At 36.9% G+C, this 13,180-nt stretch carries 5 protein-coding genes; 4 read left to right on the forward strand and 1 reads right to left on the reverse strand.

What is annotated here, in order from left to right; all coding sequences use genetic code 11:
* Window positions 1-22: 22 nt before the first annotated feature.
* Entirely contained in the window at window positions 23-2,647 is a 2,625-nt protein-coding gene (locus NU09_RS02975) for a glycoside hydrolase family 3 C-terminal domain-containing protein (RefSeq protein ID WP_129749770.1), read from the reverse strand.
* A 258-nt stretch (window positions 2,648-2,905) separates the two neighbouring features.
* Here NU09_RS02975 and NU09_RS02980 point away from each other — a divergent pair, with 258 nt between their 5' ends.
* The 4 genes from NU09_RS02980 to NU09_RS02995 all read left to right on the forward strand — a co-directional run bounded on the left by NU09_RS02980 (window position 2,906) and on the right by NU09_RS02995 (window position 13,083).
* On the forward strand, window positions 2,906-5,461 hold the full coding sequence (locus tag NU09_RS02980) for a glycosyl hydrolase 115 family protein (protein WP_129749771.1): 2,556 nt from the start codon (window positions 2,906-2,908) through the stop codon (window positions 5,459-5,461).
* A gap of 39 nt (window positions 5,462-5,500) precedes the next feature.
* Window positions 5,501-7,642, forward strand: coding sequence for an alpha-glucuronidase family glycosyl hydrolase (locus tag NU09_RS02985; protein ID WP_129749772.1), 2,142 nt, complete (start codon window positions 5,501-5,503; stop codon window positions 7,640-7,642).
* Window positions 7,643-8,058: 416 nt separating this feature from the next.
* On the forward strand, window positions 8,059-11,127 hold the full coding sequence (locus tag NU09_RS02990) for a SusC/RagA family TonB-linked outer membrane protein (RefSeq protein WP_129749773.1): 3,069 nt from the start codon (window positions 8,059-8,061) through the stop codon (window positions 11,125-11,127).
* Between the two features lie 9 nt (window positions 11,128-11,136).
* The gene (locus NU09_RS02995; RefSeq protein ID WP_129749774.1) at window positions 11,137-13,083 is read left to right on the forward strand and encodes a RagB/SusD family nutrient uptake outer membrane protein; all 1,947 of its coding nucleotides are present in this window, start codon (window positions 11,137-11,139) and stop codon (window positions 13,081-13,083) included.
* Window positions 13,084-13,180: the final 97 nt, after the last annotated feature.

Consider the following 13,180-nt stretch of genomic DNA (forward strand, 5'->3'; position numbering starts at 1 on the left):
ACTGTTCATAGACAGTCTTTCTTTATTTTATATAAATCGTTTTGGTTATCATATTACTGGTACTTTTATTAGGTTCTCCCGGTTGATGGCCACCAACAGCAATATCTAATTCCCCATACAATGGTTTTAATTCTCCGTCCGGAGTAACATGGGTAAGATCTTCCGGTGTAAGTTTAAAGATTACTGTTTTAGACTCTCCTGATTTTAGATTAACTCTTTCAAATCCTTTAAGGGTTTTTAGGGCTGTTTTTATTTTTTGGTTTTTATTTATTAGGTATAATTGGGCTACTTCATCACCCTCTGTTTTTCCTGTGTTGGTTATTTTTACTGATATTTCAATCCCTTCTCCTTTATTTATTTTTGCAGGTATATTTAACTGATCGTAAACAAAAGACGAATAGCTTAGTCCAAAGCCAAAACCATATAGAGGTTTTCCGGAAAAATATCTGTAGGTACGATTTGTCATGCTATAATCTGTAAATAGGGGGATGTCATTATCATCTCTGTAAAATGTTATAGGTAAACGTCCTGAAGGATTATAGTCTCCAAAAAGAATATCGGCAAGGGCCATACCGGCAGCCTGTCCGCCATACCAACAGTTTATAATCGCAGGTATGTTTTCACATTCCCAAGGAGTAGCAATGGCACTACCTGTCATCATTACAAAAATTACTGGTTTCCTCGTTTTTTGTAATGCCTTCATCAAATCAGTTTGTATTTGTGGGAGTAAAATAGAGGTACGGTCACCGCCATCAAACCCGGGATAGTTTACTTCCATTTCTTCACCTTCCAATTGAGGAGATATACCTCCTGCAAAAATAAAAGCATCTGCATCCTTGTACCGATTAGCAATACTTTCAAAGCTGGAGTTAGTGTATTTACCTGTACTAAACCTTACATTGGCTTTTCCTTTTCCCTGCCAATATTCTATCTGTAGATTATAAACAGAATCTTTTTTTACATTTAGTTCATAAGTTTTAGCTCCCCATCTGTTTCTGTTCCATGCATCAATAACCGTTTTTCCGTTTACAATAAATCGATAACCATCATCTGCTTCCAGTTCAAATACTACCGGTCCATTAACCTGAGGTTTAAAATCAGTAATGAAGCGTACAGAAAAATTGTAGGCTTTGATGTCGTTTATAACAGTTTGTCCTTCCTGCCAGTTATAATCAGGACTTTTTTCTGTTTTTACAATAGGAGTACCTTCTAAAAGCGTATTATTATAGTACTCTGCCTTAAAACCCTTTTTACCCTTATAAGAATATTGGTCTTTAAGATTGCTGTACTCAAGAAGAGTATTGTCTGTAAAATTAACTGCCTTTTCAAAAATTACTTCACAGTCTTTAGGTAGCTTTTCTTTTATTCCCTGCAACACAGTAGTAATATGCGATGGTGTGCCGTTATAATTGCCTAATACAGCTATTTTGTTATCAGCATTTGGACCCAAAATCACTACTTTTTTTAGTTTTTTACTTAGGGGTAGGGTTTTATTTTCGTTTTTAAGCAGTACTATAGATTCCCTCGCCATTTTTAGAGCATGATCTGCATGAGGTTTGCTTTCTAATACAGATGTTGGCGTTTGTGCATATTTTACCATAGAAACCGGGTCGAACATTCCTAAGCGAAACCGGATCATGAATAATCTTTTAACGGAAACATCTATTTGCTCTTCTGTAATTTCTCCCTTTTTTACAGCCTGTATCAGGGAGAGATATACATCTGTTCCACATTCCAGATCAGTACCGTGAAACACAGCATCTGCCGATGCCAATTCAGCATTTGGGTGTGTTTTGTGATGTTTAAAAAAGTCATCAATAGCCCAACAATCGGAAGAGACATACCCTGTAAAACCCCACTGATTACGTAAAATATCAATCATTAGGGTATTGCTGGCACAACACGGTTGCGTTCTGAATGCATTATAAGCACACATAACCCCTGCTACATCAGATTCGGTCACAAGTTTTTTAAAAGCAGGCAGATAGGTATCCCATAATTCGTACGGACTAACATCTACATCAAAAGTATGGCGAAGAGGTTCAGGGCCACTATGTACAGCATAATGCTTGGCACAAGCGGCAGCTTTCAGATATTTTGAGTCATTACCCTGTAGCCCTTTTACAAAAGCATCGCCTAGCTGTGCCGTTAAAAAAGGATCTTCCCCGTATGTTTCCTGTCCGCGGCCCCAGCGTGGATCCCGAAATATATTAATATTGGGAGTCCAGTAGGTAAGCCCCAGATAACGCTCTTTGGTTTGTCCGGTCTCCAATGCAATGTTATATATAGCTCTTCCTTCTGTAGCCGAAAAATCTGCCATAGTGTAAAGGGCTTCTTTATCAAAAGTAGCGGCCATGGCTATGGCCTGCGGATATACTGTTACATTATAGGGTGTACGTGCCACACCGTGAAGTGTTTCATTCCACCAGTCATATGCCGGAATTCCAAGACGTTCAATAGCAGGGGAAGAATTAAGCATTTGTGATACTTTCTCCTCAAGGGTTAGCCTGCCAACAAGGTCATTTACTCTTTCCTCAAAAGTTAAGTTATAGTCCTGAAACGGATATTGATGAGTCTGTGCAAAAACTGAGAAACCGGTATTTACATACAAAAAGAACAGAAATATATAAAGTGTATTAAATCTCATTTTTTAATAATTGAATAATTTGAAAGGTAATTTATTGGGAAGTATATATCCATTTTTTTGTTTTCTCATGACAGAGAAATAAAATGCATATTTCAAAAATATAACATAATTATAGTGCTCTTATCGAAACAAAATGAAAGTTACGAATACGTTTGCGCTTATATTTCAGAAAAATATGAGAATTAAGAAATTTAAAAGGTATTATTGAAATACAAAAATTTAATATTTACGGTAAATACCGGGATTAGTCAAAATATAATGAAACAAATTATAACCTTTTTAATAGTCTTAGTCTCTTTAAATGGTGTTGCACAGAAAGTTATAACCGATATTAATAACGGAATGGATTTTCCGGTTGTTACAACAGAAGCTGCTACAACCGTATTTTATGATAAGAATGAAGATTCACTTGTGTCAATAGCAGTAAACCTTTTTACAGATGATATTGAACGTGTAACAGGGAAAAGACCGCAACAGCTTACAAAGATTAATAAGGAAAAGAATATAATCATAATAGGTACCCTGGAGAAATGCACTTTTTTTAAAGAACTTGAGAAAAATAAAAAAATAGATTTTTCCGCATTAAGAGGAGAGTGGGATGGATATATGATTCAGGTGGTTAAAAGTCCTTTTAAGGGCGTTGACAAAGCATTGATTATTGCAGGTAGTAATAAACGGGGAGCAGCTTACGGAGCGTTAGAGCTTACTAAGCAAATGGGGGTTTCTCCTTGGTATTGGTGGGCAGATGTACCGATAAAGAAAAAAGAGCAGATTTTTATAAAGAGTGATGTAAACATTAATGATGCCCCTAAGGTAAAATACAGAGGGATTTTTATAAATGATGAAGCTCCCGCATTAAGTGGCTGGGTGGAAGAGAACTACGGAAAGTTTAATCATGAGTTTTATACTAAAGTATTTGAACTTCTATTGAGAAATAAAGCTAATTACTTATGGCCAGCAATGTGGGGCAGGGCTTTTAACGATGACGACAAACTTAACCCGGTATTAGCCGATAAATGGGGTATTGTTATGGGGACTTCCCATCATGAACCAATGCTAAGGGCTCAGGCAGAATGGAAGAGGTATGGCAGTGGAGCATGGGATTATACAAAAAATGAGGCAGTACTTAAAGATTTTTGGAGAAAGGGTATTGAGAATATGGGGTCTCACGAGAGTCTGGTAACCATAGGTATGCGTGGTGACGGAGATGAGCCAATGACAGAAGGTACCGCAACAGCACTTTTAGAAAGAATAGTTAAAGACCAGCGTGATATTATAGAAGAAGTGACGGGGAAACCGGTTGAAGAGACACCTCAGGTTTGGGCACTTTATAAAGAGGTTCAGGATTATTATGATAAAGGAATGCGTGTGCCCGATGATGTTACATTATTGTTGTGTGATGATAATTGGGGAAATATCCGGAAATTACCTGCAAGGAATGAAAAGGAAAGAAAAGGAGGCTATGGTATATATTATCATTTTGATTATGTGGGCGGACCAAGAAATTATAAATGGATTAATACCAATAATATAGCCAGGGTATGGGAACAAATGCATTTGGCTTGGGAATACAATGTAAAACAGATATGGATTGTAAATGTGGGTGATATAAAACCAATGGAGTTTCCTGTTTCTTTTTTTCTGGATTATGCATGGAATCCTGAGAAATGGACACCTGATAATTTAAGGGATTACTATACAGAGTGGGCCAGAGGTCAGTTTGGAGATACCTATGCTAAGGAAATAGGTATTATCCTTAGAGAATATGGTCAGCTGGCTTCAAGAAGAAAACCTGAACTGGTTGATAAAAACACATATAGTATTGAAAACTATGATGAAGCTTTAACGGTAGTTAATGAATACAAACAGTTATTACATAAAGCGGAAAAAATTGAGAATCAATTGCCGAAGGACTATAAAGATGCCTACTATCAGTTGGTTTTACACCTTATACAAGCCAATGAAAATTTGCATAGAATGTATATAGGTGTTGCCCTGAATGAAAAGTATGCTGCTCAAAACAATGTAAAAGCTAATGTTTATGCAGATTTAGTGAAAGAACTGTTTATAAAAGATTCCCTTATTTCTAAGCAATATAATAAAGAGTTGTCCGGAGGTAAATGGAATCATTTTATGGATCAGACACATATAGGTTATACTTCCTGGTTTGATCCTAAAAATAATATTATGCCATCAGTATCATATGTTTCATCTGATTTTCAAATTAAGCCTTTTATAGAGATTACTGAGGTAGTAAAATCGTCTAAAGAGCAAGCTGTAATGGATACTAAAACAATTTTTTATGAAGAGAATGGCTATGTTTCCATCAATGCAGAAAATTACAGTAAAGCAAATAACACAAACGGGATTGAATGGAAAATCATCCCGGATATAGGACGAACTGCATCAGGAGTCAGTCCTTTTCCTGTAACGGCTCCTGCACAGGATCCTTATTCGGGAGGGCCCGGTCTGGAATATACTTTTTACAGCTATGAAGACGGGCCGGTAAATATACATATCTATTTTTCCCCAACACTTAACTTCCATAATACCGAAAGCGGATTACGCTTCGCTGTTTCGGTAGATGACTCCAAACCTGTTCTTCTTAGCATAAATGCAGAGAAAGAAGAGAGGGCCTGGGCCAGTTGGGTGGCAAACAATATCATTATTAAAGAAACCACATTTAAGGAGCTTAACCCCGGAAAACATACTGTAAAGCTATGGATGGTAGATCCGGGTATTGTACTGCAAAAAATCGTATTAGATTTTGGAGGTATGAAAAAAAGTTACTTAGGCCCTCCTGAAACCAGATAAATAACTCACGTTTACATTTAATTGCGATACCACATAAATATGACACCAAAACTCTCACGAAGATTTTTATTTATTTTAATTCTTTTATCTCCTTTTATCCTTAAAGCTAATGATGGTTATGACCTTTGGCTTAACTACAGAAAAATTGAAAATAAAACACTACTCGACAAATATGGAAAAGCGTTTACCAGCTATTATATCTCAGGGAAATCTGAAACTTTAAAAGCAGCGGAAAATGAACTTAAACTTGCTTTTTCGGGATTACTGGGAACTAAGCCTAAAGTTTTGAATTCTATTACTAATAACTGTATTGTACTGGCTACAAAAAATGAATCTGTGCTCAAAGGGCATGTATCTGTAAAAAATTACGATAAATTAGGAAAAGAAGGCTTTATAATCAGATCAGTAAAAATTAATAACAAAAACTGTACATTAATTAGTGCCAATACAGATATAGGTATTTTATATGGTGTTTTTCATTTTATAAAGCTTATACAAACACAACAGATAGTCGATAAGCTAGCTATTACTGAAATTCCGAAATTAGATATAAGGGCTTTAAACCATTGGGATAATCTTGACGGGAGTATTGAGCGTGGATACGCCGGTAATTCCTTATGGAAATGGGACGAGCTACCCAATACAGTTGATAAAAGATATACTGATTATGCAAGGGCAAATACATCTATAGGAATTAATGCTACTGTCCTGAACAATGTAAACTCCAATCCTAAGATTTTAACAAAAGAATATCTTGAAAAGGTAAAGGCTCTCGCAGATGTTTTCAGGCCATACGGTTTAAAGGTATATTTATCCGTCTCATTTACTTCACCAATAAAACTGGGCGGTTTACCTACTGCCGACCCACTTAATCCACAAGTGATTGACTGGTGGGGAACTAAAGCAAAAGAAATATATATACTTATTCCTGATTTTGGAGGTTTTTTGGTAAAGGCAAATTCTGAAGGGCAGCCAGGACCTCAGGACTATGGGCGCACTCATGCAGATGGGGCTAATATGTTGGCACAGGCATTAGAACCTTATAAAGGAGTTGTAATGTGGAGGGCTTTTGTATATAATAGTGACCCCGAAGAAGACAGGGTGCTTCAGGCTTATAATAGTTTTAAACCTCTTGACGGCCAGTTTAAAGATAATGTACTTATACAGATAAAAAACGGTCCTATAGATTTTCAGCCACGTGAGCCTTTTTCACCACTATTTGGTGCTATGCCCAATACCTCGCTTATGATGGAGTTTCAAATTACACAGGAATATTTAGGGTTTTCTAATCATTTGGTTTTCCTTTCCACTTTGTACGAAGAAACATTAGACTCTGATACTTATGCCAAAGGAGAAGGAAGTACTGTAGGAAAAGTAATTGAAGGGAATTACTCCACTAAAAAACTTACGGGTATGGCAGGGGTTTCTAATATAGGCAATAGTGCGAACTGGTGCGGACATCCTTTTGCGCAATCTAACTGGTACAGTTTGGGAAGGCTGGCATGGAATCCTGAAACAGCTTCAGAAACCATAGCGGAGGATTGGATCCGTATGACCTTTTCAAACAATAAAGAATTTATTGCGCCTGTAAAAAAGATGATGTTGGAATCAAGGGAAACTACAGTAGACTACATGACACCTTTGGGATTGAACCATATAATGGCTTATAATACACATAGGGGACCAGGCCCCTGGGTTGATACCGCAGCACAACCCAACTGGAAATCCACCTATTATCACAGGGCTGATAGTGAGGGTGTTGGGTTTGACAGGACTACTGGTGGTTCTAATGCTGTATCGCAATATTTTTCTCCTGTAAAGGACAGGTTTAATTCACTTGAAACATGTCCTGAAAATCTTTTATTATGGTTTCATCATGTTAGCTGGAATCATAAATTGAAATCAGGTAATACTTTGTGGGATGAAATTTGCTTCCATTATTATAGTGGTGTTGATAAAGTAAGGGAAATGCAATCTTCATGGAATCAGCTAAAACCCTTTATTGATGATGAGAGGTTTATTAAAGTAAAGCATTTACTTGAGGAGCAGGAAGAGGAAGCTGTAATTTGGAGAAATTCTTGCGTGCTTTATTTTCAGACTTTTTCCAAAATGGCTATCCCTGTTGAATTGGAAAAACCTGAAAAACCATTGAGCTATTATATCGACCTTAAATTAGAATAGCTTTTCAATCAATAATTACAATTTTCATATCGGTTATCACAAATGGTTACCTATACCTATGTTATAAATATTGTTTTAAGCGCAATACTTCAATTATTGTTCTATTAACGCGAATAAAATAAAATATTGACAAATTAGGTGTTATTTTTTTGAGGATAATGTTTTTATTGAATTTTTAACTAAAACGTATTCGTAGCTTTTATGTATTAGATTTTTAACTTAAAATAAGAAAATTTTACTTTTGGTCTATAACACCATAAGGTGGTTTAAATAATTTAAAAATAGGTTCTTACATCATAACTTAAAAAATTAAGGGTGGCTTACACCTTCTTCACGAAATCGATTTAGTTATGATTGTTTGATCAATACAAGAAAAAGTAAACACAAATATTATTAATAACCAACTACTAACTATTATGAAAAAACTCTACAAAGTATCAATTAAATCCCATCGCCTTTTATTGGTTTTGGCGTTAGTCTTTAGTACGCACTTGTGCTGGTCTCAGGATATGAACATAAGTGGTACAGTTACTTCGGGAGATGATGGTATGGGTATACCGGGTGCTCTGGTTGCAGTTAAGGGGACAACAAACTCTGTAGCAACAGATCTGGACGGTAATTATACTATATCGGCACCCTTAAATGCTGTATTACAGTTTTCATTTATAGGATACCAGTCGCAGGAAATTACTGTTACCGGTAATACTATAAATGTAGTATTACAGGAAGAGGCACAGGTTCTTAACGAGGTTGTTGTTGTAGGTTATGGTACGCAGCGCAAAGAAGCTGTAACAGGGTCTGTTATATCAATTAAAGGAGACGATATAAGAGAAGTACCGGCACCTAACATAACACAGGCTCTACAAGGCCGCCTTGCGGGGGTTGAAATCAATCAGACCTCATCGCAGCCCGGAGCATCTATGCAGATTCGTATAAGAGGTGCACGTTCTCTTACTGCGAGTAATGACCCTCTTATTGTATTAGATGGTATTCCTTTTCCGGGCTCGTTAACAGATATAAGCACAGATGATATTAAAAGTATAGATGTACTTAAAGATGCATCTGCTACAGCAATTTATGGTTCAAGGGGTGCTAATGGTGTAATTTTAATTACTACCAATAAAGGAACTTTGGGCCAAAAGGCAAAATTCTCTTATAACTCCTACTATGGTGTAAGAAATGTATTTTCAGATTATCCAATGATGGACGGAGCCAAATATGCAAAATTACGTGCTGATGCAGGAATGTTCTCAAACGGAATTGACGAATCTGATGATGTAAATACCGATTGGCAGGATTTGTTTTACAGAACAGGGAGTGTACAAAACCATCACTTTAATGTATCGGGCGGATCTACTACCGGCAGCTATAGCTTTAGTACAACATATTATAAAGATGAAGGTGTTATACCTCTTCAGGATTATGAGCGTTTTTCACTGGTTAGTTCTTTGGATCAGCAAATAGGTAATTATGTAAGAGTTGGCTTTAATACAAATAACAATTATTCAGTTACTAATGGTAGTACTTTAGGTACTTACGGTGTTATAAGTATGTCACCATTGGCAAACCCTTATAATGAAGACGGTTCATGGAGAAGAACAGTAAGAATGCCGTTAGATGAGCAATGGGTATATTCAAGGGATATAATGAATAATCTGGATGACAGATTTTTAGATCAGACAAAAGCCTTTGCCTCTTATAATACAGTATATGGAGAAGTAAAAATTCCGGGAGTTGAAGGGTTAAAATACAGATTAAATTTAGGAGGAAACATCCGTATGAGTACAGGAGGAACCTATACAGGACAGGGAGTGTTCAGCACAAATCCTGATACACCTTCTACAGCTACTGTTAATAATTCTTTTAATAGTAACTGGGCAGTTGAAAACATAATTAGTTATGACCGTACTTTTGCTGAGAAACATACAATAAATGCAGTTGCTCTTTACTCGGCACAGGAAAATTTCTTTAATAGCTCTTCGATTTCAGCAAGAGAAATACCTTCAGATGCTTTTCAGTTTTTTAATTTAGGACAGGCTCAGGGAGAAATAACCATTAACCCTGCTAATCAGAGCTATCAGAAGAGTGGATTAGTTTCTTATATGGGGCGTTTAATGTATTCTTATGACGATCGTTATATGGTAAGCGCTACTTTCAGATCAGATGCCTCTTCAAGACTTGCTCCTGGGCATCAATGGCATTCTTATCCGGCTGTTTCTGCAGGATGGAATATTGCTAATGAATCCTTTATGGATGGAGTGGATGAGATCAGTCTTTTAAAATTTAGGATAGGCTATGGTGAAACTTCAAACCAGGCTGTTGATCCATACAAGACTTTAGGATTATTAAGTACAAGACCGTACAATTTTGGAGGTGATTTTGTGACGGGATATTATGTGTCCGAACTTCCAAACCCTAATCTTGGTTGGGAGTTCTCAAAAACATGGAACTACGGACTTGATTTCGGATTATTTAATAATCGTTTATCAGGAACTTTAGAATATTATGTACAAAATACAAATAATGTACTGTTAGGTGTTAATTTACCGCCAACATCAGGAGTAGGTAGCTACACGGCTAATATTGGTGAAACGCAAAATAAAGGTTTTGAGCTTTCTCTTAATGGTGTGATATTAGATAATCCTAGTGGAGTAACATGGAGTGCAGGTTTTAACCTTTACTCTAATAAAAATAAGCTGACAGCATTAGCATCGGGACAGCAGGAAGACGAGGCTAACTGGTGGTTTGTGGGTCAACCCATAAACGTTATTTATGATTACAATAAACTAGGACTATGGCAGGAGGGAGACCCTTATCTGGATATATTAGAGCCGGGAGGAAATGTAGGTATGATTAGGGTAGAATATACCGGTGATTATAATGAAGATGGTACTCCAACAAGAGCTATTGGCCCGGATGATCGTCAGGTTTTGGATGTTAATCCTGATTTTCAGGGAGGTTTCAATACTAATGTAAATTATAAGAATTTTGATTTTGGTATAGTGGGAGGTTTCCAGAGCGGAGGTATACTTATAAGTACGCTTTACGGTTCTTCAGGATACTTAAATATGCTTAACGGTCGTAGAGGTAACGTTGATGTTGATTACTGGACTCCAGAAAATACAGGAGCTAAATATCCTAAACCAGGAGGTATAACAAGCGGAGATAATCCGAAATACGGAAGTACATTAGGTTATTTTGATGCTTCTTATGTAAAAATCAGAACCATTAGCCTTGGCTATACCTTTAATCAGGACTTTATTAAAAAGGCCGGAATAGACAAATTAAGGCTTTATACTACGGTACAGAATGCATTTGTATTATACTCTCCTTATCACAAGGAAACTGGTCTTGATCCTGAACCTAACTCATATGGAGATCAAAACGCAGCCGTAACTACCAGTTATCAGAGAAGGTTACTTACAGTAGGTACAAATACACCTGCGACACGTACTTTTATGTTTGGTTTAAATCTAACATTCTAAAAATCAATTATGAAAAATTTAAAAATAAAAATTATAGCAACTACCCTTTTTACAGCCATACTGTTTATGGGATGTAGTGATGAAATTTTAGATGAACAGCCTCGCAGTATTTATACTCCTGATTATTTTAAAACTGAAGAAGGAGTTTACGGAGGTTTAACATCAATGTATGCACATTTAAGGTATATATACGGACAGGCATATTACTACAACAGTTGTCTTACAGGAACGGATGAGGTAACATACGCCCAAAGTGCAGATGCCAACTTTAAAGATATGGATCTTTCGGGTGTAGGACAGGTAACCAGTGTTACAAGCCGTGCAGATGTTTTATGGAATGCCGCTTTTCCTAATATTAATACTGCAAATGGTATAATAGAAAATGCTACGGAAGTAGGTACAATACCTGAAGCACTTATATCGGAAGCAAGGTTCTTTCGGGCATTTGATTATTTTATGCTGGTACAAACATTTGGTGGTGTACCATTAGACTTAGGAGCAGGAGAGTTAAGGTTCAATACAAATCCGGTAAGGACATCCGTGCGTAATACAGTTCCCGAAGTATATACTAAAGTAATATTCCCGGACCTAATAACAGCGATTAACGATTTACCTGAAGCCGGACGTGTAACCGGAGGTGCTACAAAAACTTTAGCTCGACTGTATCTTGCAAAAGCATACTTAACATATGCGTGGTGGCTGGAAAATCCTAACGGTATTCCAACTTATCCTGATACATCAAGGGTAGATCCTGACGGACAAAGTGCACAGTGGTATTATCAGCAGGCTTATGATATTGCTGTGGAAGCTATAGATAATCCGGGGCCATTTGCTTTACAGCAAACATATTATGATGTTAATTTGGGTTCTAACGACCGTAATAACGAAATATTATTATATGCTGACCATACTGAAGCAAGTGAATTTTATAATGGTGCCAGTTTAACTTACAGTAATGGTGCAGCTCCTGATAATTTTGCAGGCTGGATGATGACATGGAATTATACGAATCTTAGAAGTGCGGCCGATATGGCTCAAGAAAATCTTATAAGTTCGGTACAACGTGAAGCTTCTCAGGCCCTTGGACGCCCTTGGACGCGTATGTGTCCTACTATAGATGTAGTAACCAATACATTTGCAGATAAGACAAATGACTCAAGATACGATGGAACCTTTACCACTGTTTATCGTGGTAACTGGCCTAAAGGAGGAGTATCCAATGCATTCTTATATAATGCTAATAATATGGAGGTTTACCCGGGTGATGCCATATTAACTTTCTTAAACGAAGAACCTGCTGAAGCTATCGATTATTCAAACTCTGTATACAAGAGTAATATTGGTGCCGGTGTTTTACCGGGAAGGGCAGACTATGTAATATCGCCACAAGGAATAAGTAGGCTTGCCTATCCGGGCTTATGGAAATTGGGAACTTACCGTACCGATAATGGTAGTGGACTGGGGCAGCCAAATGCAGCGAGTACACGTCCGTTTAATGTGGCTAAATTCTCTGAACTATATTTTATAGCGGCAGAAGCCAATGTAAAAGGAGCAGCGCCACAGGGCGGTAAAACAGCTTATGATTTAATAAATGTTATTCGTGCACGTGCAGGTATGTGGCGTTGGGATAACAATGGCAATATGGTTAAGAATGAAGACAATAGTGCTGCTATGGTAGCTGCAACACCAACAAATATTGATATTAACTATATTCTTGCCGAGCGTTCTCGTGAATTTTATGGAGAGGGTTATCGTTGGTTTGATCTTGTGCGTACACAAAAATGGGGAGAGTTGGCTTCAACCTATACTATTTGTGGCTCAGGTATTGGCGATCATACACCACAAACAATTCAGCGTAATATTGAACCTTACCTTTATTTACGACCAATTCCTCAGGGTCAGCTTGATGCTATGGAAGGAAATACACAAAATTATCAGAATCCGGGATATAATTAAATTAGTTTGTGTTAAGTTGAGTTTAAACCTGCGACAGCTACTGTTGCAGGTTTAATTTTTTATATTGATAAAAAATTTGTAATTTATTTAGATAAAT

The sequence above is a fragment of the Flavobacterium beibuense genome (assembly GCF_004151245.1).
GTDB lineage: Bacteria > Bacteroidota > Bacteroidia > Flavobacteriales > Flavobacteriaceae > Flavobacterium > Flavobacterium beibuense_A.

Excerpts from the sequence above, each read along its gene's own strand:
- NU09_RS02975 (WP_129749770.1), bottom strand. The coding sequence starts at position 2,647 with ATGAGATTTAATACACTTTATATATTTCTGTTCTTTTTGTATGTAAAT.
- NU09_RS02980 (WP_129749771.1), top strand. The coding sequence starts at position 2,906 with ATGAAACAAATTATAACCTTTTTAATAGTCTTAGTCTCTTTAAATGGT.
- NU09_RS02985 (WP_129749772.1), top strand. The coding sequence starts at position 5,501 with ATGACACCAAAACTCTCACGAAGATTTTTATTTATTTTAATTCTTTTA.
- NU09_RS02990 (WP_129749773.1), top strand. The coding sequence starts at position 8,059 with ATGAAAAAACTCTACAAAGTATCAATTAAATCCCATCGCCTTTTATTG.
- NU09_RS02995 (WP_129749774.1), top strand. The coding sequence starts at position 11,137 with ATGAAAAATTTAAAAATAAAAATTATAGCAACTACCCTTTTTACAGCC.